The sequence below is a fragment of the Pedobacter sp. Leaf250 genome (assembly GCF_920984735.1).
Classification (GTDB): Bacteria; Bacteroidota; Bacteroidia; order Sphingobacteriales; family Sphingobacteriaceae; genus Pedobacter.
Map to the genome: position 1 here is coordinate 1 of NZ_CAKLBU010000026.1, position 25,836 is coordinate 25,836.

The following is a 25,836-nucleotide window of genomic DNA, read 5'->3' on the forward strand; positions in this document are numbered from 1 at the left end:
TATTATATTTGTAATGAGAAAGAAATGTCCGGAAGAACGGCAGATAATAAATGTCTGCTGCTCTAAAGGAAAGCTTTGGCCTTTTCTATGCTAAATGACTAATATTAATCATAGGAGTATTTCCGTTCAATCGGGTTTATTGAACAAAGGTTGGTGCTTTTGGCTAGATATAAAACCCATAGTATTTATTGGCTAAAGTCCACTTGCAATTCTATTATCCGTTTATTGAATCCAAAGGCAATGGATTTAGCCTCATGCCTTTCCCGTTTGATATTTAATTGCCGTCTGCTTCAGCTGATAGTAATTTTTTTTAATTTTATGTTTTATGCAGCTTTTAATAGATATTATACAGCATCCAATCGGGAAAAATAAAGTTGAACACCTGGCAGCAATTGCTTCTAGCGAAACTTTTTCTGTCAAAGATTTAATTGATTTGAGTTTTGACAGAAATGAGCAGATTGGCTTCCGAGCGGCATGGATTTTAGAACGCTTGTACTCCAATCACCAGGAAAGGTTTTTGCCACAAGCAAATTACTTTCTCGAAAAACTTCCTTTTCAGCATAATTTATCGGCACTGCGGCATTATGTGAAAATTTTGGCCTTCATTACGCATAATAAAGCCAATGCTAATGTAAAAAACATCATCAATCATTACGATACAACACAAATTTTAGAAGTTGTTTTTGCCTGGCTAATTGATGAAAAAATTCCTGTTGCGGTAAAATCTCATTGCTTAAACATTCTTGCCAATTTAGTTCCTAAACATAACTGGATTAAAAATGAGCTGATAGAAACTATGGAGTTTTTAGTCGACAAAGAAAGCATTGCCTTTTTTGCAAAGGTAAAACAGATTAGGAAGCAGCTCAGGGTTAAAAGTTGAAAGTGAAAAGTACAAAGTGAAAAGTACAAAGTGAAAAGTACAGCGTAAAAAAGTGTAGAGTGTGAAGACATTAAAAAGTCAAATGTTTATGGAGTAATAGCCTTACAGCCTAATCCTTCCACCTTTTCCCTTATCTTTACACCATGAGCAATTACGATATAGTTTCAAAAGTTATAAAAGAACGCCGCAGTATTTTTCCGGCAAGTTATATAAATAAAGAAATTCCTGTAGAAGTTATCAATCAAATTCTGGAAACTGCAAATTATGCACCAACACATAAATTAACCCAACCCTGGCGTTTTACTGTAATCAGAAAAAACGGTTTGGCAAGGCTAGGCGAGGAGCTTGGTAAATTGTATAAACAACTTGTTTCTCCACAGCAATTCTTACAAAAAAAGTATGATAGCTTTGCCGAAAAAACCAGTCAGGCGAATTGTATCATCGCAATTAACATGGCTGTTAGCGGCAAAATTCCTGAGTGGGAAGAATTGGCAGCGGTATCTTGTGCGGTTCAAAATATGGCTTTAACTGCCGAAAGTTTAAGGGTTGGCGCTTACTGGAGTTCTCCACCTTTGATAGATGATTTGGGCGAATTTTTAGGTCTTGCCGAAAACGAAAAATGTATTGGTCTTTTCTATATGGGCTATCATAATGAAAAACCATGGGAGCCAAACCGCACTTCAATGGCTGAAAAAGTAAAGTGGATTGAGGAATAGATTAGTTGGTTAGTTATTTGGTTGGCTGGTTAGTAAAAATGTCTAGCAGTAGCAATAAAACAATAAATCGATTTCTTAAAATATGCTTAATCCATTAGATAATTTCTTCGAACAAAAAGATGAACCAATAAAGGGTTGCCTTCAATATTTAAGGTTGCTGCTTATTGGTTATGAAGATATTACTGAACATTGGAAATATGGCTTGCCTTTTTATTATTATAAAGGAAAAATGTTCTGCTATATTTGGATTCATAAAAAATACCGGCAGCCTTACATTGGTTTGGTTGATGGTAATAAAATTGACCATGAAGATTTATTGCGGGAGAAAAGAGCCAGAATGAAAATTTTACTGATTAATCATCTCGAAGATATCCCAGAAAAAAAGATAAAATCTATTCTTAGGCAAGCCCTTTATTTACGCAGTTAATCTATCTACTATTATCAAATTCTTTACCCTTTTCTTTCTCCCATTATTAAAACATGTCTACCTTAAAATCGGAACTTTATCAGCTTTGCTTAACCTTTATTCAAAATAGGATAGAGAACATTGAATATTCATTGCAACAAGCCAGGCAAGCATCAAACGACGATACAAAAAGTAGTGCCGGTGATAAATATGAAACCACCCGGGAAATGATGCAGCAGGAAATGGATAGGAATAGTAAACTGCTATACGAGGCTGGTCAACAGAAAATAACTTTGCAACAGGTAGAGCATGTAGATGCGGCTAAAGAAGTAAAAAATGGTAGTTTAGTATTAACTGCAAGCGGAAATTTTTACATCAGTATTAGTGCAGGCGAACTTAAATACGGTGGACAAACATATTTTGCAGTTTCACAAGCATCGCCGATTGGAAAATTATTTATAGGCAAAAAGGTTGGTGAGGAATTAAATTTTAACGGCAAGAAATATCTGATTGAAGAGATTTTGTAGGATTTGATTGTAGGGATTTGAAGGTCTGTTTATGCTTTGTTATAAAACTGACGAAGTTTCTCATCCACTCTTGCCGGCAAAACTTCGTCAGTTAAATTTACTTTAACCCGTTTCTTTCCGCAAATGCTGGATTTAAGTAAGGTTTCAACTCCGTAAATGGTATAAATACAACAATTTGACCTTGTGCATAACTGGCCACCTCGTAAGGATTGTACATAAAAGCCAAACCGTTTTTATTGAAATAGAAATTCTTATTCGGCTTTAAAAAATCGTCAAAAAGAACGCTGCTTATTTTATCTTGGGTCTTGATATTATATTGTTTCCTCAGGTTTTTTTCTAATAGTGATTGCAGTGTGTTAGAATCAATTTTAACCACATCACTTAAAACCATTTGTTTTTTATTTTTCACATCAAAACAAAACATCGTGCTGCCGTAGTTCCCGTGTGCACCACCTGTGTAAGCATCTGCTAAGAAATCGATTACTACGTAGCCGTTTTGATTGTAGGAGACAGATTGCTGACTGTTACTCGAATAATTCATCCATTGCTCAAAACCTCGATCTGGTCCGGTTTTTTGCTGATCTGCAATTTCCTTTCTATAATCGGCAAGATAATCACTTGCGATTTTTTTTAAGCCAGTTTGCCTATCTGTTGTGGCTAAATTAATGCCTGAAATGCGTTTAAGTTGATCATCTATCCACTTACTATTTTCATCTTTTTCAGTCACCTCTAAATATTCAAAATCAATCGTTGCCATTGGAGATTTTTCTTTATCGGCAAAAGCTTTAATCGAATCTGCATAAGCGTTGGTAGTAAATTTATAACTTCCTTCAGGATATTTTTCTGTTAATAAAATAGGGAAATTTTTAGATCCTTTCCCGTCTAACCACATTCCTTTGAAGCCATTTCCTATCCACTTTAGGGCTAAACGATTCTGCTTTGCATCTTTATCGAAATAATAATCGTAAAAACTATTCTCAAATAATACTAAGCTGTCAGTTCCAATTGAGGTGTCTGTAGATAGATTTAGCCATGATCCCCCGTAAAAATAGTTTCCATCAACCTCTCCATTAACTTTTTGCAAATTCACCACAACAGGTTTACCAGCAACGGTGCCTTCTAATCTTTTATAAAAATTATCAGGTAATTCTGTTTTTGTTACTGCTATACTATCGGTTGTACTTTCGGTATTCTGATTGTTTTTTGAATTGTTGCAAGAAGATAAAATGAACAGACTAAAAAGAGCAAGATGAAAATATTTTCTCATGGTAAAACAGTTAGGTATTGTACCTATTTTACAGTTGAAACTATGATTTTGTTTTATTAAAACTCTTGTTAATGCTGTAATAAAGGTTTTTGGCCGAATATCTTCCCGGATCTATAATTCTGCGGATGGTATACAAAGGATAATTTTCATCTCTAGCTGTAGACAATATAAAAGCGGCTTTAAAACCATGTTCTTTTAATTTATGCAAGTTTGAAGCTTTGAAAACACCGTATGGATAGGCAAAATATTCCACCTTTTTTCCTGTGATTTCTTCCAGTTTTTTAGTGGGTTCATCGATCTGTGTTTTCCAATCTTCATCGGTAAAGTGTGCAAAATTTTTATGATCATAAGTATGGCTCGCAATCGTATTTCCTTCATCCGATAACTGTTTAATATTTTCTTTGGTCATGTAATTGATTCGACCTTTTCGCCCGATAGAAACCGTCATGATAAAATACACACCTTTAAAGCCATACTTTTTTAATGTTGCGTTGCCTACCGTAAACTGATCCATATCGGTATCGTCAAACGTTATCATAATAGGTTTTTCAGGAAGTTTTGCGCCAAACACAAGATAATTATAAAGCTGATCTGGCAAAACGGTGTGGTAGCCACTATCGGCCAGCATTTTGATATGATCCCTGAATTTATCCGGCGAAATAATATCATCGCCAGCTCTTTTGCTATCGCTTGCTAAAGCATTTCTAATTTGGTGATAGCACAAAACAGGGACTTCGCGTCGGGCAAGAATAGTTTTGGCATCTGCGGGTTTTTGTTGAGCGGTATCAACTTTAGTTTCTATGGAAGTGTTCAGTTTTTCAGCGTTTTCTTTTGCCTGATTATTAGAACATGAAATTAAAGTGAATGCAAAGAATATTGCAGTAAAAAGGGATTGAGCGGTTGTTTTAAGATTTATTTTCAACTTCTTATTATATTATTTAATCAAAGATACAGCGTTTTAAGAAATTATAAATATTTTTTCAAAAGTTGTTCATTCATGATCAGTAATGCCTGGTTTTAATGTTTGCCTTGTAAAAGGGGTTTAAATTAAAAACCCCGACTTTCGCCGAGGTTTTAATGCTTAAAAACTATTTTTAATGCTGTTGCTTAATGTTTTCGGACTCCAGTAGCCACTTGCTATAATTCTGCGGATAGTAAATAAAGGATCCTTTTCATCGCGTTTCGTTGATAACTGATAAGCCATTCTGAAACCACGTTTTTTCAACTCTGGAATTCCCTCGGCATTCCACAAACCAAATGGATAGGCAAATTCAGTCATTTTTTTACCCGTAATTTCTTCCAATCTTTTTGTTGGTTTATCTAATTGTTCTTCCCAATCTTTACCAGCGTATTTTTTAAAGTTTTTATGGTCGTAAGTATGTGAGCCAATTACGTTGCCTTCATCAGAAAGTTGTTTAATTTGGTCGCTGCTCATATAATCTACAAATTTTCCTTTTTTGCCAATGGAAACAGTCATGATGAAATAAACTGCTTTGTAGCCTAACTTTTTCAATGTTGGGTTTACAATGGTAAACTGATCCAGATCGGTATCATCAAAAGTTAACATAATCGGTTTGCTTGGCAAAGCAGCGCCCGTATTTAAATAAGCATAAAGCTGATCGGGCAGAATGGTATGGTAACCGCTATCGGCCAACATTTTCATCTGGTCTTTAAAGTTTTGAATCTCTACGATATAATCCTTACCCACTTTGCCATCCGTTGGTTTCCAGTTTCTTACCTGGTGATAACATAAAATCGGAACCTGTTTTCTAGCTAAAATCGTTTTGGCATCGGCTACTTTTATTTTCGAAACATCAACAGGTGTTGAAGGATTTTCTTCTGTTTTTGATGTTTGTTCAGTTGAATCTATTCCATCTTTACTTTCCGTTTGAGATTTAGACTGGCAACTGGTAAATAAGATAATTCCAGCCGTTATAATGGTTAATAATTTGTATTTCATAGTTAAATATTATGGATACAAAACTATAAAATCTGCTAATGAATTATACTTCAAATAGGAGTTGTTGATAAATAATTTCCATAGAGAAAAATTTCGCTAACTAACTGTTTTATTACAATATCTACAGATCACAATCAGCTTTTATTAAATAATTTAGCGCCTCAAACAAATTTTGATGAACAAACTTTACAAACTCGTTCTTTGTGCGCAATTTTTATCCCTAACAGTAGCGGCACAAAACAAAACTTTCACATTAACTGAAAATATTCAATCGCAACCAAAAGCCAATTACCAACTCGCTTCGCGATTTTCGCCGAATAAGCTAAAAAAAATGGTTTATTCCACATCGGTTGATCCACATTGGTTAAAATTGAGCAATCGTTTTTGGTATACCTTCGAAAATCCTAAGGGGAAGTTCTGGTATTTGGTAGATCCAGCAGCGAAAAGCAAAAAACAAATATTCGATAATGCTAAATTGGCTGCTGATATTACTATGGTAGTGCGTGATCCTTTTGATGCAGAACATTTGCCTCTAGAAAATTTAAAATTTGCTTCCGATGAAAAAAGTATTTCTTTTGAAGTAAAGAGTTCTATTGACGAGATAAAACCTGATCGTAAGGATAAAAAAGCTGCTGATTCATTACAAAAAAAGATCTTCTCTTTTAAATATGATCTGGCTACCGCAAAGTTAACTGAAGTTCCAAATTTTAGTAAACCTAAACCAAAACCAAGCTGGGGATCGGTTGCGCCAGATTCATCGGCCATTATCTTTTCACGCAACTACAATTTGTATTGGATGGATAAAGAAAACTACAAGAAAGCGGTAAAAAATGAAGAGGATAGTACCATTGTAGAGCATCAACTGACAAAAGATGGCGTAAAATTTTACTCGTATGGGAGTGATGGCGATGGTGAAAACAATGTAGAGAACGAAAAGAACAATAAGAAACGACGTGGTGCTTACGTACTTTGGTCGCCAAATTCAAAATACTTTGTTTTGGATCGTACCGATTCTAGAAAGGTTAAAGATTTATGGGTAATTAACAGTGTAACACCTGGCCGACCAACGTTAGAAACCTATAAATATCAAATGCCTGGTGAAGCAGAAGCGCCACAGGATGAAATTTTACTTTTTGATTTTCCTGCAAAATCATTTAAAAAATTAAATGTTGCTGCTTTTAAAGATCAAAGTATTTCTATTTGGGGAAAACCTGCTTTGGCAAAAGATCGTGATAATGAGTTTCGTCCTTCTGTTTGGTTGGGCGATGATAGCAAACTTTATTTTTCCCGCACCAGTCGCGATTTAAAACGAATTGATATTGGAACCATCGATATTGCAACCAGCAAGGTTACACCATTAATTGATGAGCGCTTTAATACTTATGTTGAAGTTAATCGCCCAGGATTGGTAAACAATGGAAAAGAATTAATTCACTGGAGCGAACGTGATGGCTGGGCTCATTTTTACCTTTTTGATGGTAACGGGAAACTTAAAAACCAAATTACCAAAGGTTCTTTTCACTGTGAGAGCATTGTAAATATTGATGAGAAAAACCGAGTGCTATATTTTACTGCAAATGGGAGAGAAGGGAAGGAAGATCCATACTATTTACACTTGTACAGCATTAATTTCGATGGTTCGAACATGAAGTTGTTAAATGCTGGCAATTTTGATCATGCCATTAGCATGAATGATAACAATACTTATTTTATTGATAACTATTCAAGGGTAAACACGGTTCCAAAATCTACGTTGTACGATAAGAGTGGTAGAAAAGTGATGGAGCTTGAAGCAACAGATCTATCTTTACTAATGGCTGCAGGTTATAAATTTCCTGAGCCTTTTACTGTTAAGGCTGATGATGGCATCACCGATTTATATGGTGTAATGTATAAACCGTTTGATTTCGATCCGAACAAAAAATATCCAATTGTAGAATATGTTTATCCTGGTCCGCAAACAGAAGCGGTAAATAAAGCTTTTAGCAAAGCCATGGATCGCACAGAGCGTTTGGCACAGTTTGGTTATATTGTAATTACGGTGGGCAATCGTGGTGGAAATCCTTCACGTTCTAAATGGTACCATACTTACGGTTACGGAAATCTTCGTGATTATGGGCTAGCTGATAAGAAAACGGCAATTGAACAATTGGCTTCAAAATACAGTTATATAGATGATACGAAAGTTGGAATTACCGGTCATTCAGGTGGTGGGTTCATGTCTACTGCAGCCATGTTGGTTTATCCAAATTTCTTCAAAGCGGCTGTTTCAAATGCTGGTAACCATGATAATAGCATTTATAATCGTTGGTGGAGCGAAAAACACCATGGTGTAAAGGAAGTGATTTCGTTGAAAGGCGATACCTCTTTTAAATACAGTATTGATAAAAATCCTGATTTAGCTAAAAACCTAAAAGGGCATTTATTATTGATGCATGGTGATGTTGATAATAATGTGCATCCTGCTAACTCCATTCGAGTAGCAAACGCATTGATGAAAGCTGGAAAACGTTTCGATTTTCTGATTATTCCAGGTCAGCGCCATGGTTTTGGAGATATGACAGAATATGCATTTTGGAAACTAGCAGATCACTTTAACAAATATTTAATCGGCGACTTCTCCAGCCCGGAAGATGTGGATTTGGTAGAAATGGATCGGGATATTGAGAAGACTGGGAAGTAGAAATTAAAACTTCATTCTAGATCAATTATGGATGAGATTGCCACGTTGTGCCACCTCGCAAGGACGGCGAATGGGTTGGTTTGACGCTCAATTAATATACTCGTCATTGCGAGAAAGAATTTTTAATCGTTTCGTGGCAACCTCATCGTTGAATAAATATTGAAATAGCGAATATGAGATTGCCACGTTATGCCTCCTCGCAAGGAAGGCGAGTGGTTTAGTTTGGCGCTCAGTTAACACACTCGTCATTGCGAGAAACAATTTTTCATTGTTTCGTGGCAATCTCATTACGGAATAAATAATGAAATAGAAGGAGATTGCCGCTTCCTGCATCCTTGCAAAGAAGGCTAAATTTTTTAGTTTGAAATGAAATTTTCTCTAAACCCTCAACCAAAATTTTGTGCTTTGCTCCCCAATTTTCAAGCGCTTTAATAATCGGTTTAAGTGCATATCCAATTTCAGTAAGTTCATATTCCACCTTTGGCGGAACCTCTGCATAAACCGTTCGGATGATGATTTTATTTTCTTCCAATTTGCGCAACTGCAGGGTTAACATCCGTTCTGTAATATTAGGCAAACGCTTTTTTAGTTCGCCAAACCTTAATTTTCCATCCAGTAGCCAGGAGCAAATTACCAAAGTCCATTGGCCACCAATAATATTTGTGGCATAAGCTTCCGGACATTCATCTGCCAAAGCTTGTTTATTGGCGAAATTGGTCGATGTTTCTTTAATATCAGTCATTACTTACATTTTATATAGTACATAACAATGGGTTGTTAATATACAAAAGCCATGCTAAGGGTGTTACTTTTGTATCAAATAATTTAAAATTTCGATAAAATGCAAACATTAATCATTGTCACTCACCCAGATATTAAAAACTCATTAATCAATAAAAGATGGATAGAAGAACTTCAAAAATTTCCTGATCAATTTGTTGTTCATCAACTTCACGAAGCTTATCCAGATGGAAAAATAGATGTGTTGGCAGAGCAAAAACTGATTGAAAAATATGATAAAATTGTTTTCCAGTTTCCTTATTATTGGTTTAATAGCCCCTGGTTTTTAAAAAAGTGGTTAGATGACGTTTTACTCCACGGATGGGCTTACGGTAGCAAGAGCGGATATCCCATATTGAGAAAGAAAATTACTTTAGCCATATCATTAGGCGTTACCGAAGAAGAATTAAATCCTGGAGGGATTTACAAATATCCTTTGGCAGAACTTACCCGACCATTTGAACTTAGCTTTGAATATGTTAAAGCAGATTTCAGACCAATATTTGCTTATTATGGCATAGAATATCATGCAACGCCAGATAGGATTGAGCAAAGTGTAGATCAGTATTTAGATTTCTTGAGGGCTTTGTAGCAACTTATTTCTTTTTGGGTTGAGCAACTTCATTGTATGCACTTTCTAATGCTTCCAATAGCAGTTCATCTCTTAAATTTTCGATTTCGATGGAAGTCCATCCACTTTTGCCCCAACTGCCATTAACCGGATAAATTGATTTGCTTAATGCGCAAAACTGCTGTTGGTCAGCAATCGAAAATTTGAGATTGGCTAATTTTTGATCAATATTCAGGGTAGCGAAAATTTTTCCTTTTACCCTGAATGAAGTTTTCTCAAAGTGTGGTGCTTCAACGGTATTTGGAAACGATAATGAAAATTGCTTGAAAGTTTCTAAATCTGCCATAGTTAAATATAAGAATAGTTTTCTTATCCATTATTTTAGAAATCGTAAATGGTGAATCAAACTCTGCCCTTAAAACCCAAAAACATCAAATCGCTATTTTTTCCTAAATTACCAGCCTAAAATATCCTTAATGAACAAAATTTTATTTTATGGAGCGGCAATTGCCTTGTTTGCAAGTTCTTGTCAGCAAGCATCAGAAAGCGGCAATGCCATTGGGCCAGATTCGTTGGCCATTAAAGCGATTAACGATTCGAGCTTAACTCAATATTTATCTGCTATTGCTGCGGATAGTCTGGAAGGTAGAAAACCCTTTACCAATGGCGAAACCAAAACCATTAATTACCTAAAACGTGAGTTTGAGAAACTGGGCTTAGAACCAGGAAATGGCGATAGTTTTTTTCAGGAAGTACCTATGGTGGAAATTAAATCGGTACCTGAAAGTAAAATGGTAATCAAAGGAAAGAGTGGTAATTTAAATCTGGATTATTTAACGGATTTCGTTGCCGGATCCCGAAGGGTACAAAATGAGGTAAGTATTAGTAACTCGCCTTTGGTTTTTGCAGGTTATGGTATTGTGGCGCCAGAATATGGATGGAATGATTATAAAAACCTGGATGTGAAAGGGAAAACAGTCGTGGTGATGATCAATGATCCTGGCTTTTCAGATTCAACGCTGTTTAAGGGCAAAAATATGACGTACTATGGTCGCTGGACATATAAATTTGAGGAAGCTTCGAGACAAGGCGCTGCTGGGGTTTTGATTATTCATGATACCGAACCTGCGGCTTATCCTTGGAGTGTTGTGAGAAGTGGCTGGTCGAAATCAAAACTGACCTTGCAATCGGCCGATAATGGGATGAACCGAACAGTAGTAGAAGGTTGGATCTCATTGGATAAAGCCAAGCAACTTTTCCAATTGGCTGGCCAAAGCGATGCTTTATTTGCAGCTGCTAGAAAGAAAGATTTTAAAGCGGTGGATCTGAATGCTACTACTTCGCTCGTGGTAAAAAATAACATTAAAAAATCGGTGACTTATAATGTTTTGGCTAAAATACCGGGCGATAAAAAGAAGAATGAGGCCATTATTTATTCAGCACATTGGGATCACTTGGGGGTTGGAGAAAAGATTCAGGGCGATTCGATTTACAATGGTGCAGTTGATAATGCAACCGGTGTGGCTTCATTGTTTGAGTTGGCTTCGGCGTTTAAAAAACTTCCTAAAAAACAGGAGCGTACCATTTTGTTTATTTCCTACACAGCGGAGGAACAGGGTTTATTGGGCTCAGAGTATTATGCTAAACATCCTTCATTCCCTCTGGATAAAACGGTGGCCAACATCAATATGGATATGATGGGCATCGCTGGTAAAACAAAAGATATTGTGGTGTATGGTTTCGGTCAGTCGGAGTTGGAGGATTACGCTGCAGAATCTGCCAAAAAACAGGGAAGGGTTGTGGTTCCTGATCCAGTTCCATCATCGGGTTTATATTACCGTTCTGATCATTTCAACCTGGCAAAAGTGGGGGTACCTTCTTTATTTACGGGTTCAGGAGTAGATAATGTGAAAAATGGAAGGGAATGGGGCTTGAAACAAGTCGCCGATTTTACGAAGTTTAGGTACCATTCTCCACAGGATAATTTCGATGCCAAAACCTGGGATTTATCGGGGATTGTAGAAGATGTGCGATTGGTTTTCGATATGGGTTATCGTTTAAGTAACGAAGATGTTTATCCAAAATGGAAATCGGGTTCGGAATTTAAAGCGATTAGGGAGAAGAAGAAATAATAAGCTCAGATTAAATTTGCATCTAGTTGATAATCGTTATTCCTGCGTATGCGGGAATCTTAAAGCGGATAACCTGTTATTAAGTACAATCCTCATTGCGAGGAACGAAGCAATCTCACATCATAAGAAATGATGAGATTGCTTCAATTTATAAAAAAGACGATTTCCCAAAGACGTAAACTTAAGGTTGACGACTGTTCATTATCGGCGATCCTTAAACTTTACAAGCACCAATCAAGTTCTCGATTTTTCTTTGAATTAAACTAATCGTTTTCTCATCGGTCAAATTCCCCTCCTCATCAAATTTAGTCTGTGCTTGGGCAATCAATACTTCAGGTTGCAAAACCGGATTCATGTTAAGAAAGGTAAAAACTGGGAGAAAGGCAGTTTGCATACGCACCGTTCCCCACATACCTTGTGTAGCACCTAGCATGGCAACAGGTTTATGCATTAGAGGTGCATCTTTACCTCTACTCGCCCAATCAATGGCATTTTTCAAGCCTCCTGGAATCGAATAATTGTATTCCGGAGAAGCGATAATAAAAGCATCGGCTTGTGCCAAAGCCGCTCTAAATTTAACAACGCTTGCTGGTCTTTCTGCTACTTCTGGCGTATCATCATCTGCATTATATACAGGAACATCATCAAAAGGAACAATTTCAAATTCAATTCCTTCGGGAACTAAACTACCTGCAAATTTAAGCAACAAGGCGTTGTATGAACCTTTTCTCAGACTTCCACACAAGCCAACAATTTTTTTATTCTTTTCCATATCGATTAAACCACAGCATAATCAAAATGTTTGAGCGCCACAAGGACATACCGTTCAGAATAAAAAATTATAATTGCTATTTTTGTATACCAGCAATCCCCTTATGACCGAGCAAAATCCCTCCAAAGCAATTATCGAAAAAACAGTATTCCCAATTTTATTTGCGCTTAGTTTTTCACACCTATTAAATGATACGATCCAATCGCTGATCCCAGCGATTTACCCAATCATTAAAACAAATTATAGATTAAGCTTTTCACAAATTGGATTAATTACACTTACCTTTCAATTGGCAGCATCGTTACTTCAGCCTTTTGTTGGTTTATATACCGATAAAAAGCCTCAACCTTATTCGCTTGCCGTGGGAATGGGTTTTACTTTGATAGGGTTAATTACTTTATCGCAATCCACGCATTTTTATACAATGCTGATTTCCGTAGCCCTAATTGGTGTGGGTTCATCGATATTTCATCCGGAAGCATCAAGAATGGCACATGCAGCATCCGGAGGGAAAAGAGGTTTAGCGCAGTCGGTTTTTCAGTTGGGTGGTAACGCAGGAAGTTCTTTAGGACCGCTATTGGCCGCCTGGATCATTGTTCCATACGGACAATTTAGTGTGGTTTGGTTTTCCATTATCGCTTTACTGGCCATTGTAATTTTGAGTTATGTAGGCAATTGGTACAAAGGTTTTGTGGTCGCCAGAAGTAAAAAGGCTGCTGTTGCAAGTGTTGTTAATCAGTTTTCAAGAAATAAAATCGTTTTCTCGGTTGTTATTTTACTCTTGCTTATTTTTTCGAAGTATTTTTATATGGCCAGTTTAACTAGTTATTTCACTTTTTACCTGATCAATAAATTCGATGTTTCGGTTCAAACTTCACAGATTTATTTATTTGTGTTTTTGTTTTCGGTTGCTGCGGGAACATTATTAGGTGGTCCGATTGGAGATAAGATTGGCCGTAAGTATGTGATTTGGGCTTCGATTTTAGGAACGGCACCATTTGCATTGCTTTTGCCACATGCCAATCTGTTTTGGGTTGGCGTTTTAATAGTTCCTATCGGGATGATTTTAGCTTCGGCATTTTCAGCCATATTGGTTTATGCCCAAGAATTGATTCCTGGAAAGGTAGGCTTAGTAGCTGGATTATTTTTCGGCTTCGCTTTTGGAATGGGCGGTATAGGATCTGCCCTATTGGGTAAATTGGCTGATTCTACCAGTATTGAATATGTATTCAACATTTGTGCTTTCCTTCCGCTAATTGGGCTGCTCACCGGCTTTTTGCCAAATATTGAAACAAAGAAGAAATAAAAAAAATCCCGCCTTGATAAAAGGCGGGATTTTATATGACTAAAAGTGGAAGTTAAATCCTAAACTTGGCACAAAGGTATCTAATCCAAATCTGAAGCTGTTATTTTCACTCGCTTGGGAGTTGGATGAATTAATACCACCATCATCTTTTATGCTAGTGTTATTGTATGATAACAATGGGAAAGAAAATTCGATGGCCCATTTCTTTGCTGGAAAAAATGCAAATCCTGGATTAATTGAGGCACTATACGCTCCAGTTTTGTAATTTGAACGCTGATAATTGTAACTACCGCTGCCACTTTGTGATTGGCTAGACTTGCCAAAGGCAATATCAAAACTTCCTTGTCCGAAAAATTTGAACTTTTCTACAATGTCTACATAATATCTAACAAAAGGCCCCACATTAAAAGACTTATTTCTTTGGATTGAAGTTGAGGTAATTAAACTATTTCCATCCAGGAAATTTAAATCTGAAATATTTTTAGTTTCGTAATATCCGATACCTAAACCTATCGCTAAATTTTTGCTAAAAAAATGACCAAACTTTGGATTTACATTGAAGGATGTCGATTCTCCATCCCCGTAAGCGTAATTATTTGGGTATGTGATTGTGGGTTTGCTTTCACTTTTTGAATACCCAATTGAACCACCAATTAAGTTTTTACCTTTTTCAGTTTGGGCATTAACTGTGAATGCGACAGCGCATAGCACCGCCAGAGATAATAATTGTTTTTTCATTTCATTTGTGTTTTTGTGTCCTCAATGATAACACAAAAAGGTTGTAAAACTATTTCGTTAGTTATTTTAATTTTTAAAATATTGATTATCAATAAATAAAAAATGCAGCTTATGGCAAGCTGCATTTTCCAAAATTTTGATTAGTAATTTTATTGGTGGTTTAGCCTTTCAATGAAATAATAAGTGTCTAATGCATTTTCCGAATCGAGATTTTCACCATCATTACTAATCGATTTCACTTTGCCTTCGCTGTTATTAAAGCCGCTGCTATTATATTCAAATTTTATACTGCCAATTGATTTAAGTTTTCCATTTTCTGAAGGAAATACCGAATTGTAATAATCCAAACGCACATTACCAATTGATTTTATTTTGCCATCTTCAGAAGGAAAAACACTGTTGTAATATTCTACTCGGGTATCGCCAATTGATTTTACTTTTCCATCTTCAGATTTAAAAACAGAATTATAGTATTCAATTTTAGTGTTGTTGATAGATTTGATCTTCCCATCTTCTGAAGGAAATGCACTGCTGTAATATTCTATTTTGCCACGAAAGTGTTGTGCATTTACGTGTAGGGAAAAAGTTAAAAATAGGAATATGGCTAAGCTTTTCAAGTTTAAAGCTTTTACGAATATATTTTTCATGAGAGGGGAGTTAAAAGTGTAAATTAATGGTAAAAGTAGGGGTGAAGTTATCTAACGCCAAACGTAAATTGTTCTTCTTATCAAAATTATAAAGTGATTCTTCTGCATAATAATTCTGATGAAAAAATGTCAGTATTGGGAATGAAAAATCGATACTTGAATCATCCGAAAGGAGATAAGTGAAGCCTGGAGTTAAGCTGGCGCCCCAACCTTTTGGCCTGACGTCGGTTCTGATCAAATAACCGGCATCATCTATTCTATTGAATGTATTAATTTGCAAAAGCAGGTTAGCTTGTACAAAAAACTTAAACCTTTCTTTTACATCAACATATTTTCTTATAAAAGGAGATAAGCCAAAACTGAATTCTTTTGGTCCGTAGCGATCTTCATATCTACCGTCTTCTTCATCCCAAGAGATATAACTTTCTCCGCGAAGCCTAGATAGATTTAATGGAATTTCCAGACCAATAGCTAGATTGTTTTTGATAAAATAGCCACCCCTTGGTGTTGCGGTAAAGGTATTGATGGATGGTGTTGAATTATTTTGTTTCGAAGTTCCGAAGCTGAAGCTTATTCCGGCAAAGCCTGATCCTTTTTCAGTTTGGCCATAGCTATGCCAACTGACGGCACATAACAGTGCCATGATGATTAATTTAGGTTTCATTTTGTGTTGTTTTTGTGTGTAATCAATAATAATCAAATTTGATACAAAAAGCAATACCGAAATTTGGCTGTCATCCTCATCTTAATTGTGGATTTTAATTTACTTAGATGCTTTAAGATTCCCGCTTTTGCGAGAATGATGGAAAACACTACTGATATTTTATGAACTTATTACATCAACGGTCGTCATCCAGCTTGACTGGGGATCTTAATGCTTTTAGATTCTTAAATACGCGGGAATAACTGCTTTGGATAAATTAACTTAATCAGATTGCCACTTATGAAAAAAAAAACCTCGCAATGACGATTATCCAATTTTTAAACACAAAAAAAATCCCGTAGAAATTAATCTACGGGATCTTGTTTAAATGATTTTGCTTAATCCTGGTTTTGGTTCAGAAACACAAAATTATGATCAAACATATCGAGCTTAATTTTGCTGTCTTTATCTATTTTACCGGCCAATATCTCTTTCGACAATTCATTTAATATTCTCTTTTGAATAACACGTTTCAATGGTCGTGCACCAAATTGCGGGTCGTAACCCAATTGTGCCAACCAGTCTAATGCTTCAGGCGATGCATCCATTTCAATACCCATTTCAGCTAAAGTTTGCTGAACATGTTTAAATTGAAGTGACACAATATCTCTGATTTCGTTGCGATTTAGAGGCGTAAACATAATCAGTTCATCAATACGGTTTAAAAACTCCGGACGAATTGTTTGTTTCAATACCTCGAACAATTCGTTTTTCGTTTTCGCAATTACTTCATCACGGTTTTCATCACTCAAATTTTTAAAATTATCCTGAATCAAATGAGCACCAATGTTCGATGTCATGATGATGATGGTGTTTTTAAAATTCACCGTTCTGCCTTTATTATCAGTTAAACGGCCATCATCTAAAACCTGAAGTAAAATATTGAACACATCAGGATGGGCTTTTTCAATCTCATCGAGCAATACAACAGAATACGGTTTGCGTCGAACAGCTTCCGTTAACTGCCCGCCTTCATCGTAACCTACGTATCCCGGAGGCGCACCGATTAAGCGAGAAACCGCATGGCGTTCCTGATATTCACTCATATCAATTCGGGTCAAAGCATTTTCATCGTTGAATAGAAACTCAGCAAGTGCTTTCGCCAACTCTGTTTTACCCACGCCGGTTGTGCCTAAAAAAATGAAAGATCCGATGGGTTTACGTTTGTCCTGCAAACCTGCACGAGAGCGACGGATGGCATCAGAAATGGCTTCAATCGCTTCATCCTGACCAGCTACGCGTTGGTGCAATTCCGCTTCCAGATTCAATAATTTTTCTCTCTCACTGGCGATTAGTTTCGTAACCGGAATCCCTGTCCAACGGCCCACTACACCCGCAATATCATCAGCTGTAACTTCCTCTTTAAGCATTCGGCTATCCGTTTGCTGACTCTCTAAATCTGATTTCAGTATTTCTACCTGATCTTGTGCTTCCTTAATTTTTCCATAGCGGATTTCGGCAACTTTACCATAATCTCCAGCACGTTCAGCCTGTTCGGCTTCCAGTTTATAGTGTTCAATTTGCTCCAATTGATTATTTACCGCATCAACCAGGTCTTTTTCACCTTGCCACTTTGCTTTAAATTCATCACGCTCTGCGGATAAATTGGCAATTTCTTCAGATAGTTCTTTAACTTTCCGATCATCTTTTTCGCGTTTGATGGCTTCACGTTCAATTTCCAAGCGCATAATCTCACGATCTAAGGCATCAACATTTTCAGGAACACTATCCATTTCCATACGTAATTTTGAAGCTGCTTCATCCATTAAATCGATGGCTTTATCTGGCAGGAAACGGTCGGCAATATACCGCTGGCTCATTTCTACTGCCGCAATAATGGCCTCATCCTTAATCCTCACTTTGTGGTGGGTTTCGTAACGTTCTTTCAAACCACGAAGAATGGAAATGGCATCCTGAGTATCTGGTTCTTCAACCATTACCTTTTGGAAACGACGTTCGAGTGCTTTGTCTTTCTCCAGATATTTTTGATATTCATCTAAAGTAGTAGCTCCAATTGCCCTCAATTCTCCACGAGCCAAAGCAGGCTTTAGAATGTTTGCAGCATCCATAGCGCCTTCTCCACCACCTGCGCCAACCAAGGTGTGGATCTCATCTATAAATAAAACAATGTCTCCATCACTCTGCGTAACTTCTTTAACAACTGCTTTTAACCGCTCTTCAAATTCACCTTTATATTTCGCACCTGCGATAAGTGAACCCATATCTAAAGAATAAACGGTTTTGGTTTTCAAATTTTCGGGAACATCACCTTTAATAATTCTAAACGCAATACCTTCGGCAATGGCAGTTTTACCAACACCAGGTTCTCCGATTAAAATGGGATTGTTTTTCGTTCTGCGTGATAAAATCTGAATCACCCGACGAATTTCTTCATCGCGACCAATAACCGGATCAAGCTTGCCACTTTCTGCGTATTCATTTAAATTACGGGCATATTTGCTTAAAGCTTGATAAGTTGCTTCTGCATTTTGATCAGTAACTCTGTTATCGCCACGCAATTCTATAATTGCTTTTTTAAGGTCTTTTTCATTAACACCTTGTTCCTTTAATAATTTTGAAGTGCTGTCGTTAACCGCTAGAATTCCCAGTAATAAGTGCTCTACAGATACGAACTCATCTTTAAATTCTTTTAAAAATGTTTGCGCTTTCTGCAAAACGCTATTGGTATTTGATGACAAATAGACATTGCTTCCGCTTACTTTTGGAAATTTTGCAATCTCTGCATCTAAATTTTGATTTAAGGAATTAAGGTTAACGTTTAGTTTTTTCAAAACATAAGAAACTACGTTTTCATCAACAGTAAGCAAACCTTTAAGGAGGTGTGCCGTTTCAATAGCCTGTTGCTGATTGCCTTGGGCTATTTCAGAAGCCTGTTGAATTGCTTCCTGGGCTTTTATTGTAAAATTGTTGAAGTTCATATAACCGTTTTAGTCAAAACAAATGCCATAGCCAATTTGATTTTTGAATCGGAAATTTTGTCGGTATGTTTTTGTTTTGTGTGACTAATTTTCTGATTATTAGTGTTTTGTGCTGAAATTTTGGCGTTTAAAGGTTTTTTAAAATGATATGGAAATGTGCGTTTGTTATTTTTGGAAACTGTACTTCTTTCTATTTACTCTTGAAAAAAATATTGGGATTTATATCAGTAAGGTTCAGGTTACGAAATGTTATAAATAAAGAGCTATAATTTATATCTACGTTCGATAACATACTTTCCAGCTACCAAATTAATTCTCTCAATATTATTTGCTCTTCCATTTACAAAAATGTCTGATCCACGAACAAGACTTAAACTAATTGTAGCGGTTGAATTAGCGGGAATAGTGATATCGTACTGAATACCTTTAGTCGTTTTTTTCCATGCGCTGATAATTTTTCCAAATGGACCAACATGGCTGGCCTCGAAAGAATCTAATCCTTCCATAATGTGTGGATCTAAAATCACATGCTTAAAACCAGGTTGGCTTTCATCTGGCTTGATACCACCAGGAGATTTATATAGCCAAGCACCAATTTCTCCAAACATGATATGGTTCATCGAAATATCGGATTTTGCATCAATTGGCCAATTTTCGTATAATGTTGTGGCACCATTTTCCATCCACCAGCCCCAGCTTGGATAAGTTTTCTGCGCTGCCACTTTATAAGCCACATCGCTGTACCCATTTTCTGATAAGGCATTTAGAATCGCTTTTGTGCCTAGTAAACCAACATCTAAATGAAAACCATCAGCTTCTACACGTTTTGCTAAATTTTCTGCAACTAATTGAATTGATTCCTCTGGTACTATTTTCCAATATAACGGTACGCTCATTTCTGTTTGTACTCCGGAAGCATAAATACCTGTAGCTTTGTTTAAGTATTTAGCGTTGAAGGCATCTTTAATCCTTTTTGCTAACGCTGTATATTTCTGAAAATCAGCTTCCTTTCCTAAAATTTTAGCTGCCTTTGTTAAAACTATAACATCAGCATAATAATAACAGGTAGAGGTTAATTCAACTGGTGATTTGGATTTTACCGGAATCCAATCGCCCAAACCCCAGGTGGTTAAGCCTGTCGGATAAGTTTCATCGATATGATTTACATACTTTTTGATATTATCGTAGCAATCGGCAAGTAGTTTTTTATCACCATAAAATAAATATATATTCCAGGGAATTATTGCAATGGTACTTGTCCAATCTGGTCCATTTCCCCATTCATAACCCCAACCATCGGTAGGGATAATAGATGGAAGTACGCCATTTGGCTGTTGTTCATCTCGATGATCGGCCAACCATTTTTCGTAAATGGTGATCCCATCAAAACCATACAGTCCGGTTTCAATGGCAATTTGCGCATCTCCAGTCCAGCCATTTTTTTCCCGCTGCGGACAGTCAGTTGGGTAACCAAAAAGATTAGATAGGTATGAATTATTTGTTGCGTAATATATTTTGTTAATGATGGATTCTGATGATTTTATATCGCCAGAAACCGGAACATCGCTATGCATAAAATAACCAACAAGATCTTCTTTCTTCAGTTTAATAGGAGCGGAGGTAGTAATTTCTACGTATTGGAAACCTTTATAATTAAAATGTGGCATGAAACTTTGCTCACCTTTACCACTTAAAATTAAAATATCGGTTTGAAAGGGATCTGTATTATCCGTTGGGCGATAATGTGCATCGATATTTGAAATGTCCAATCTGCCATTTGCATATAAACGTTCTCCATGTTTTAACCTCACTACTGTACCAGCGGGGCCATCAATTTTTATTTTGCTTACACCAGAAATATTTCTTCCCAAATCAAAAAGGTAAGTGGTATCGTTAATTTTTTTGATCATTTTGGTTGAAATTTCTTCCACATTTCTAATGGGGTGAAGGGCTTGAGCAACAATATTTTTGGATGGGGCAGAGCGATACATCACAGCTTTCCACTCTTTATCATCAAAATTAGCAGTATTCCATCCGGGTTTTTCCATTCGGGCATCGTAATGTTCGGCGGTATAAATGCTATTAAAAACGATCGGACTTAAAGCTGTTTTCCAATCTTTACCTGATTTTATGGTTTCAGTGGTTCCATCCTCATACGTTATGCGAACATCTAAACAAAATGCTGGTCGGTTTCTCCATGGCGCTCTGTCAAAATACCAAACCGCAGTTGATTGATGGTTATACCAACCGTTGCCTAACAAAACTCCAATGGCATTTTTTCCTTGATTAATTTCTTGGGTCACATCATAGGTTACATACAATGTTCTTCTGTCGAAGCGGGTATACATAGGATCCATGCGATGATTGCCTATTTTTTTTCCATTGATCGATAATTCGTACAAACCTCCGGTAGCAATATAGGCCCTGGCAGATTTCACTTTTTTTGCAGAATTGAACGTACTTCTAAAATACGGTGCAGGTTTAAGTTTAATATTTTCATTGTCTGATATCCAAGCCCCTTGCCAATTGGCCATGTTCATCATTCCCATTTCGAAACTTGCTATTTTACTCAAAGTTTTTTTGCTTCCATTAATTACATCAATCCTCCAAAAATATTTAGTAAAAGGTTTTAGTGGTTTGCCGGAAAAAGAAGCCAAATTCCCGTCAGATTTAATCCAACCAGTATTCCACATGACTGCTTTTTGATTGACCAAAGATGTGGAATCAACATCAACCAGTATTCGGTAAGCTGTTTGTTTTGCGCCTTGGCGGGCATCATTCATTTGCCAGGTAAACCGAGGATTTGGATTATCCAATCCGATTGGGTTGGTTAAATATTCAGCTTTTAATGCAGTTAGTGATTGTGCAAAAACATTGGAAACTGTGAAAAGGAATAGAATCTGAATGGAAATTTTCAGGAAATTAAATCTCATAATTTGGGGCTTAGCTTTAACTAAGGTATCAAAATTTAATATTGATAAATAAACATCAATAGAATTTTTACGCATAAAAAAAGCGAAGAAAAATCTTCGCCAGAATTATATTTAAAATGAACTTAACTTGTTAAAATTAACCCAAAATCTCTTGTAATTTCTCTGTTTGATGATCTACTAATTTTTGAAGCGGACCAGATGCCAACATTTTCATCATCATATTTAAATCTGCTGAAATAATATGTTTAGCTGTAGTAGTTCCGTTTCCATTATCTTCAACTGTCCATTTTAATTCTATATCAAATGGAACTTTTTCCGTTGGAATGGCTGTTAATTCCTGGTTTTCTATACGATTAGAAATTTTGATAGCCAATTTAGCCATGTTTTGAATGGTAAAACGAGCATCATCTTCAGTTGATTCCCAATTGTAAATATTTTCGGGCATTAATTGTTGATGATTGTTCATATTAGAGAGAAAAGCATAAACCTCGGCAACAGGTTTATTTACTTCTACAGCGCTTTCAATTATTGTCATTATAATATTTTATAGGTTAGTTTCTTATTCTGTGATTAAGATTCAGGACTTACCACCTGACCCCATTCTGATGGATTTAAGCGCCATTTGCCTAACAACTCCATATCGTTTTTTGCAATTATACTGTGCTCGGCAGCATATTCAATTAATGCAGCGTAGTTAGATAAAGTTAAGTAACGGCATTTTGCAGCGGCGAAATTTTCGTCAGCTTTTTCAAACCCATAGGTGAAAATTGCGGCTAAGCCTGCAACTGATAAACCTGCAGATCGTAATGCTTCAACTGCTTGTAAACTGCTTTTTCCTGTAGAAATTAAATCTTCAATAACTACCACGCGTTGGCCTTCTACAACCTCACCCTCAATTAAACTTCCGGTACCGTGTTCTTTTGCTTTTGCCCTAACATAGATGAAAGGTAAACCCAATTCTTGTGCTACTAAAACACCTTGGGGAATACCGGCTGTGGCTACACCAGCAATTACATCTACCGAACCAAATTCCTCCTGGATAGCTTGTGCCAGCTTCTGGCGAATGTACGTTCTAACTTGTGGATGAGATAACGTAATCCGGTTATCGCAATAAATTGGCGACTTCCAACCAGATGCCCAAGTAAAAGGATTATTAGGTTGCAATTTAATTGCCTTTATTTGTAATAAAAATTCCGCTACCTTTAATTCAATATCACTTTTATTATACATGGCTCAAAAATACAGAATTTATATTAACGATAACACCCTCTTTATATCAGATGTTTTGCCAGAACAAAAAGAAAAAATTCAACAGCTTGAATTTCAGGATTTTGATTTGCAGACATTTTATAAAAAATTAAAAAACGGTTCAAAAAAAAGCTACATTTTTTTAAGTAAAAACCCACAAGAAACATTCAGGAAGCTGAAAAAGAACTGCGAGATTATAAAAGCAGCCGGCGGTTTGGTAGAAAGTGCAAATGGTAATTATCTATTTATTTTCAGAAATAAAAAGTGGGATTTGCCAAAAGGAAAGCTTGAGGATGGCGAAAAAATGAAAGAAACCGCCGTTAGAGAGGTAGAAGAGGAGTGTGGAATCAAAGTGTTTAAACGTGAAGAAAAGCTTTGCAAAACCTATCATGTTTATCCAATTGGATCAAGAATGGTAATTAAAAAAACCAGTTGGTATAAAATGAAAGTTAAAGGCGAACCAAAATTAATTCCTCAAAAAGAGGAGGGAATTGATGAGGCGGTTTGGTTAGATAAAGGGCACATTGGTCCTGTGGTAAAAAACACTTTTCCATCGATTATGGATGTGTTGAAGGCTGGCGGAATTTTATAAGGTTTGATTTCGTCCCTAATCGAAAACTTAAGTTTGCTTGTAAGTTGAAAAGTTGATAACCTGTTACATCAACTATTATTCAATTGTAGGTGATGTAAAGAATCTGTGTTCATCCTGTACATCTATGGTTAAAATTTTTATTAATTCTCAAAATCCAACTCATCAACTATTTTTTTAACACGTTTAAGATACTTACCGTAATAATACCAAGCCCAGAGTTCGGTTATAATGCCGATAATAATAATAGTTACGAAACAATTCAAAAGTATATAAGTAGGCGAAAGTTTGGCTAAAACTTTATTTATTGCACCAGTTTTTTCTATAAGCAAATAAACAGCGATAAAACCTACCCATATAAAAGCAATAATGTAAGTGAGTGCTTTGTATAGCTCGATATTTAGTTTCATTTCGTAGAAAAACCAAAGAATACTTTTTCTGCTGTCCATGGTCATATCATATGAATTTTTATAGAAACGGTAAAATTTAGAAAAATAATGAGCTGTAAAACCACACGTAATTGCATAAAAAGCCAGATATACCAGTTTCATTTGGGGCGAAAGTCCGAATAGGTAAGGAAATGCAGCCATTAAAACTAATGCAACTAACTGATAATTTAATTCGTGTTTCATTTTTCTCCTGATGATATCAATAGGTGTTCGGGCTTGTTTAATTTTAAGCATATCTTCCGAAATGTTGGTTTCTTCAGCACCATATGCATTCCATTCGTTTTTTAATTCGTCAAAATTCATAACCATTTTTCTTTATGATGAATTGTAATTTTTCTTTAGTTCTGTTGAGTTTTACCCGGGCATTCACTTCACTGATACCGAGGTTTTCGGCAATTTCTTTATGTGATTGATTTTCAAGAAAGAGGAATATTAAGGCTTTTTCAATTGCATTTAACTCCTGAACGGCTTTGTACAGGTAGGCGAGTTTCTCTTCTTTTGATTCATTTTCATTAATATCAATCACATCGATATTTTCATCAAGCGGTGTTTTGTCAACTTTTCGATTGTCCTTTTTGAAGTAAACCAAAGCAGTATTTAAAGCCACACGATACATCCAGGTAGAGAATTTACTATTGCCCTTAAAAGTTGGGTAGGCTTTCCAGAGTTGCATCACGATTTCCTGAAACAAATCCCGCTGTTGCTCGGCATCGTCCATATACATTTTCGAAACTTTATGTATAATCGCTTTATGCTGATTAATCAGGGAGAGAAATATGTTTTCAGCTTCTTTCATTCAGTGCTTTAGGATTTGCTAAATGAATAGAATTATTTGAAAATGTAACTGAGTTTTCTAAAAACCTTCAGCGATTGAGCTTTCATAATTTGATTTATTTACTCAATTGGTATTCGATTTTTAAAAACGTTACATCATTTCAGAAAGATTTTTTTGAGTTAAATCTTATGGTTTGTACAAAAACCCTAAAGCCTCTTTTGGCACAAACGGACTCACATCGCCGTGGTTTCTTAAAATATCACGAACAATAGTAGAACTGATGGCTGAATATTCTGGTTTGCTCAAAAGTAGAATGGTTTCCACTTCGGGCATCATAGTTTGGTTGATTTGAGCAATGGCTCTTTCGTATTCAAAATCTGATGCTGAGCGAATACCTCGAACCATATAAGTTGCATTTATTTTGCGACAGAAATCGACGGTTAAACCTTCGTAAGTTTGAATTTCGATGTTTTTATAACCCTCAAAAACTGTTTCTAAAATTTGAAGCCGCTGTTCGGCAGTAAGAAAATTTTGCTTGGAACTATTTAAACCGATGCCAATTACAATCTTATCAAAAAGGGGTGTAGCACGTTGCAAAATGTTTACGTGGGCAATTGTAATGGGATCAAATGAACCTGGAAATAGCGCTATCTTCATATTTCAAATATAGATTTTTAAGCGGAAAGGAGAAAGGCTAAAACGGCATATCATAAAGGGTCGTCTTTTCGACTGGAACGCAGCGAAATGGAGAAATCTTGAAACTAGATTATTTTTAATTTTCAAAGATTTCTCCACTGCGGTCGAAATGACGAGTA

General features: G+C 36.2%; 25 protein-coding genes. 9 read left to right on the top strand and 16 right to left on the bottom strand.

What is annotated here, in order from left to right; genetic code table 11:
• Positions 1–325: 325 nt before the first annotated feature.
• From LUA91_RS18370 to LUA91_RS18385, 4 genes are all read left to right on the top strand, one after another.
• On the top strand, positions 326–880 hold the full coding sequence (locus LUA91_RS18370) for a hypothetical protein (RefSeq protein WP_231427569.1): 555 nt from the start codon (positions 326–328) through the stop codon (positions 878–880).
• Positions 881–1,023: 143 nt separating this feature from the next.
• Positions 1,024–1,596: a nitroreductase gene (locus LUA91_RS18375; protein WP_231427570.1), complete on the top strand. Its 573-nt coding sequence runs from the start codon at positions 1,024–1,026 to the stop codon at positions 1,594–1,596.
• An 82-nt stretch (positions 1,597–1,678) separates the two neighbouring features.
• Positions 1,679–2,023: a DUF1801 domain-containing protein gene (locus tag LUA91_RS18380; protein WP_231427571.1), complete on the top strand. Its 345-nt coding sequence runs from the start codon at positions 1,679–1,681 to the stop codon at positions 2,021–2,023.
• Positions 2,024–2,076: 53 nt separating this feature from the next.
• A complete protein-coding gene (locus LUA91_RS18385) occupies positions 2,077–2,529 on the top strand; it encodes a 3-oxoacyl-ACP synthase (protein ID WP_231427572.1) in 453 nt (150 codons plus the stop codon).
• Between the two features lie 97 nt (positions 2,530–2,626).
• On the opposite strand, the gene LUA91_RS18390 is transcribed toward LUA91_RS18385, so the two are convergent.
• From LUA91_RS18390 to LUA91_RS18400, 3 genes are all read right to left on the bottom strand, one after another.
• Positions 2,627–3,796 carry a DUF3298 and DUF4163 domain-containing protein gene (locus tag LUA91_RS18390; RefSeq protein ID WP_231427573.1) on the bottom strand — a complete coding sequence of 390 codons (1,170 nt, stop codon included), beginning with the start codon at positions 3,794–3,796 and terminating at the stop codon, positions 2,627–2,629.
• 40 nt (positions 3,797–3,836) lie between these two features.
• Positions 3,837–4,718 (bottom strand): polysaccharide deacetylase family protein, encoded by an 882-nt coding sequence (locus LUA91_RS18395; RefSeq protein WP_231427574.1) that lies wholly within the window; start codon positions 4,716–4,718, stop codon positions 3,837–3,839.
• Between the two features lie 159 nt (positions 4,719–4,877).
• On the bottom strand, positions 4,878–5,756 hold the full coding sequence (locus LUA91_RS18400; RefSeq protein ID WP_231427575.1) for a polysaccharide deacetylase family protein: 879 nt from the start codon (positions 5,754–5,756) through the stop codon (positions 4,878–4,880).
• 175 nt (positions 5,757–5,931) lie between these two features.
• On the opposite strand from LUA91_RS18400, the gene LUA91_RS18405 reads away from it, so the two are divergent.
• The gene (locus tag LUA91_RS18405) at positions 5,932–8,439 is read left to right on the top strand and encodes a DPP IV N-terminal domain-containing protein (protein ID WP_231427576.1); all 2,508 of its coding nucleotides are present in this window, start codon (positions 5,932–5,934) and stop codon (positions 8,437–8,439) included.
• Positions 8,440–8,704: 265 nt separating this feature from the next.
• On the opposite strand, the gene LUA91_RS18410 is transcribed toward LUA91_RS18405, so the two are convergent.
• Positions 8,705–9,181: a winged helix-turn-helix transcriptional regulator gene (locus LUA91_RS18410; protein ID WP_370633676.1), complete on the bottom strand. Its 477-nt coding sequence runs from the start codon at positions 9,179–9,181 to the stop codon at positions 8,705–8,707.
• A 99-nt stretch (positions 9,182–9,280) separates the two neighbouring features.
• Between LUA91_RS18410 and LUA91_RS18415 the strand changes: the two genes are divergently transcribed.
• Positions 9,281–9,811, top strand: a complete 531-nt coding sequence (locus LUA91_RS18415; RefSeq protein WP_231427577.1) for an NAD(P)H-dependent oxidoreductase — start codon at positions 9,281–9,283, stop codon at positions 9,809–9,811.
• A gap of 4 nt (positions 9,812–9,815) precedes the next feature.
• On the opposite strand, the gene LUA91_RS18420 is transcribed toward LUA91_RS18415, so the two are convergent.
• Positions 9,816–10,136 carry an MmcQ/YjbR family DNA-binding protein gene (locus LUA91_RS18420; RefSeq protein WP_231427578.1) on the bottom strand — a complete coding sequence of 107 codons (321 nt, stop codon included), beginning with the start codon at positions 10,134–10,136 and terminating at the stop codon, positions 9,816–9,818.
• 130 nt (positions 10,137–10,266) lie between these two features.
• On the opposite strand from LUA91_RS18420, the gene LUA91_RS18425 reads away from it, so the two are divergent.
• Positions 10,267–11,922: a M28 family metallopeptidase gene (locus LUA91_RS18425; RefSeq protein ID WP_231427579.1), complete on the top strand. Its 1,656-nt coding sequence runs from the start codon at positions 10,267–10,269 to the stop codon at positions 11,920–11,922.
• A gap of 214 nt (positions 11,923–12,136) precedes the next feature.
• Here the strand turns inward: LUA91_RS18425 and LUA91_RS18430 are convergent, their stop codons facing one another.
• Positions 12,137–12,694 carry an NADPH-dependent FMN reductase gene (locus tag LUA91_RS18430; RefSeq protein ID WP_231427580.1) on the bottom strand — a complete coding sequence of 186 codons (558 nt, stop codon included), beginning with the start codon at positions 12,692–12,694 and terminating at the stop codon, positions 12,137–12,139.
• 103 nt (positions 12,695–12,797) lie between these two features.
• Here LUA91_RS18430 and LUA91_RS18435 point away from each other — a divergent pair, with 103 nt between their 5' ends.
• Positions 12,798–14,000, top strand: a complete 1,203-nt coding sequence (locus LUA91_RS18435) for an MFS transporter (RefSeq protein ID WP_231427581.1) — start codon at positions 12,798–12,800, stop codon at positions 13,998–14,000.
• Positions 14,001–14,039: 39 nt separating this feature from the next.
• Here LUA91_RS18435 and LUA91_RS18440 read toward each other — a convergent pair whose 3' ends face one another.
• The 7 genes from LUA91_RS18440 to pyrE form a co-directional block, all read right to left on the bottom strand.
• Positions 14,040–14,738 (bottom strand): outer membrane beta-barrel protein, encoded by a 699-nt coding sequence (locus LUA91_RS18440; RefSeq protein ID WP_231427582.1) that lies wholly within the window; start codon positions 14,736–14,738, stop codon positions 14,040–14,042.
• 149 nt (positions 14,739–14,887) lie between these two features.
• Positions 14,888–15,385, bottom strand: a complete 498-nt coding sequence (locus LUA91_RS18445) for a hypothetical protein (RefSeq protein ID WP_231427583.1) — start codon at positions 15,383–15,385, stop codon at positions 14,888–14,890.
• Positions 15,386–15,395: 10 nt separating this feature from the next.
• On the bottom strand, positions 15,396–16,049 hold the full coding sequence (locus LUA91_RS18450) for a hypothetical protein (protein ID WP_231427584.1): 654 nt from the start codon (positions 16,047–16,049) through the stop codon (positions 15,396–15,398).
• Between the two features lie 377 nt (positions 16,050–16,426).
• Positions 16,427–19,027 carry an ATP-dependent chaperone ClpB gene (gene clpB / locus LUA91_RS18455; protein ID WP_231427585.1) on the bottom strand — a complete coding sequence of 867 codons (2,601 nt, stop codon included), beginning with the start codon at positions 19,025–19,027 and terminating at the stop codon, positions 16,427–16,429.
• 263 nt (positions 19,028–19,290) lie between these two features.
• Positions 19,291–21,960, bottom strand: a complete 2,670-nt coding sequence (locus LUA91_RS18460) for an alpha-L-rhamnosidase (RefSeq protein WP_231427586.1) — start codon at positions 21,958–21,960, stop codon at positions 19,291–19,293.
• 136 nt (positions 21,961–22,096) lie between these two features.
• Entirely contained in the window at positions 22,097–22,495 is a 399-nt protein-coding gene (locus LUA91_RS18465; protein ID WP_231427587.1) for an SRPBCC family protein, read from the bottom strand.
• A 35-nt stretch (positions 22,496–22,530) separates the two neighbouring features.
• Positions 22,531–23,190, bottom strand: coding sequence for an orotate phosphoribosyltransferase (pyrE, locus tag LUA91_RS18470; RefSeq protein WP_231427588.1), 660 nt, complete (start codon positions 23,188–23,190; stop codon positions 22,531–22,533).
• Here pyrE and LUA91_RS18475 point away from each other — a divergent pair.
• The gene (locus tag LUA91_RS18475; RefSeq protein ID WP_231427589.1) at positions 23,189–23,800 is read left to right on the top strand and encodes an NUDIX hydrolase; all 612 of its coding nucleotides are present in this window, start codon (positions 23,189–23,191) and stop codon (positions 23,798–23,800) included. The two genes, pyrE and LUA91_RS18475, sit on opposite strands and share 2 nt — an antisense overlap.
• 140 nt (positions 23,801–23,940) lie before the next feature.
• Here LUA91_RS18475 and LUA91_RS18480 read toward each other — a convergent pair whose 3' ends face one another.
• The 3 genes from LUA91_RS18480 to coaD form a co-directional block, all read right to left on the bottom strand.
• Positions 23,941–24,549 (bottom strand): hypothetical protein, encoded by a 609-nt coding sequence (locus LUA91_RS18480; protein WP_231427590.1) that lies wholly within the window; start codon positions 24,547–24,549, stop codon positions 23,941–23,943.
• Positions 24,539–25,042 carry an RNA polymerase sigma factor gene (locus LUA91_RS18485; RefSeq protein WP_231427591.1) on the bottom strand — a complete coding sequence of 168 codons (504 nt, stop codon included), beginning with the start codon at positions 25,040–25,042 and terminating at the stop codon, positions 24,539–24,541. Before LUA91_RS18485 ends, LUA91_RS18480 begins: the two co-directional genes overlap by 11 nt.
• A 165-nt stretch (positions 25,043–25,207) precedes the next feature.
• Positions 25,208–25,678, bottom strand: coding sequence for a pantetheine-phosphate adenylyltransferase (gene coaD / locus LUA91_RS18490; RefSeq protein WP_231427592.1), 471 nt, complete (start codon positions 25,676–25,678; stop codon positions 25,208–25,210).
• Between the last annotated feature and the right edge of the window lie 158 nt (positions 25,679–25,836).

Bases quoted from the DNA above. Each gene is read 5' to 3' on its own strand.
- LUA91_RS18435 (WP_231427581.1), top strand. From the start codon at position 12,798: ATGACCGAGCAAAATCCCTCCAAAGCAATTATCGAAAAAACAGTATTC.
- LUA91_RS18420 (WP_231427578.1), bottom strand. From the start codon at position 10,136: ATGGCAGATTTAGAAACTTTCAAGCAATTTTCATTATCGTTTCCAAAT.
- LUA91_RS18460 (WP_231427586.1), bottom strand. From the start codon at position 21,960: ATGAGATTTAATTTCCTGAAAATTTCCATTCAGATTCTATTCCTTTTC.
- LUA91_RS18385 (WP_231427572.1), top strand. From the start codon at position 2,077: ATGTCTACCTTAAAATCGGAACTTTATCAGCTTTGCTTAACCTTTATT.
- LUA91_RS18445 (WP_231427583.1), bottom strand. From the start codon at position 15,385: ATGAAAAATATATTCGTAAAAGCTTTAAACTTGAAAAGCTTAGCCATA.
- LUA91_RS18380 (WP_231427571.1), top strand. From the start codon at position 1,679: ATGCTTAATCCATTAGATAATTTCTTCGAACAAAAAGATGAACCAATA.
- LUA91_RS18485 (WP_231427591.1), bottom strand. From the start codon at position 25,042: ATGAAAGAAGCTGAAAACATATTTCTCTCCCTGATTAATCAGCATAAA.
- pyrE (WP_231427588.1), bottom strand. From the start codon at position 23,190: ATGTATAATAAAAGTGATATTGAATTAAAGGTAGCGGAATTTTTATTA.
- LUA91_RS18370 (WP_231427569.1), top strand. From the start codon at position 326: ATGCAGCTTTTAATAGATATTATACAGCATCCAATCGGGAAAAATAAA.
- LUA91_RS18475 (WP_231427589.1), top strand. From the start codon at position 23,189: ATGGCTCAAAAATACAGAATTTATATTAACGATAACACCCTCTTTATA.
- LUA91_RS18405 (WP_231427576.1), top strand. From the start codon at position 5,932: ATGAACAAACTTTACAAACTCGTTCTTTGTGCGCAATTTTTATCCCTA.
- LUA91_RS18425 (WP_231427579.1), top strand. From the start codon at position 10,267: ATGAACAAAATTTTATTTTATGGAGCGGCAATTGCCTTGTTTGCAAGT.
- LUA91_RS18390 (WP_231427573.1), bottom strand. From the start codon at position 3,796: ATGAGAAAATATTTTCATCTTGCTCTTTTTAGTCTGTTCATTTTATCT.
- LUA91_RS18410 (WP_370633676.1), bottom strand. From the start codon at position 9,181: ATGACTGATATTAAAGAAACATCGACCAATTTCGCCAATAAACAAGCT.
- LUA91_RS18415 (WP_231427577.1), top strand. From the start codon at position 9,281: ATGCAAACATTAATCATTGTCACTCACCCAGATATTAAAAACTCATTA.
- LUA91_RS18375 (WP_231427570.1), top strand. From the start codon at position 1,024: ATGAGCAATTACGATATAGTTTCAAAAGTTATAAAAGAACGCCGCAGT.
- LUA91_RS18480 (WP_231427590.1), bottom strand. From the start codon at position 24,549: ATGAATTTTGACGAATTAAAAAACGAATGGAATGCATATGGTGCTGAA.
- clpB (WP_231427585.1), bottom strand. From the start codon at position 19,027: ATGAACTTCAACAATTTTACAATAAAAGCCCAGGAAGCAATTCAACAG.
- LUA91_RS18465 (WP_231427587.1), bottom strand. From the start codon at position 22,495: ATGACAATAATTGAAAGCGCTGTAGAAGTAAATAAACCTGTTGCCGAG.
- LUA91_RS18400 (WP_231427575.1), bottom strand. From the start codon at position 5,756: ATGAAATACAAATTATTAACCATTATAACGGCTGGAATTATCTTATTT.
- LUA91_RS18450 (WP_231427584.1), bottom strand. From the start codon at position 16,049: ATGAAACCTAAATTAATCATCATGGCACTGTTATGTGCCGTCAGTTGG.
- LUA91_RS18440 (WP_231427582.1), bottom strand. From the start codon at position 14,738: ATGAAAAAACAATTATTATCTCTGGCGGTGCTATGCGCTGTCGCATTC.
- LUA91_RS18430 (WP_231427580.1), bottom strand. From the start codon at position 12,694: ATGGAAAAGAATAAAAAAATTGTTGGCTTGTGTGGAAGTCTGAGAAAA.
- coaD (WP_231427592.1), bottom strand. From the start codon at position 25,678: ATGAAGATAGCGCTATTTCCAGGTTCATTTGATCCCATTACAATTGCC.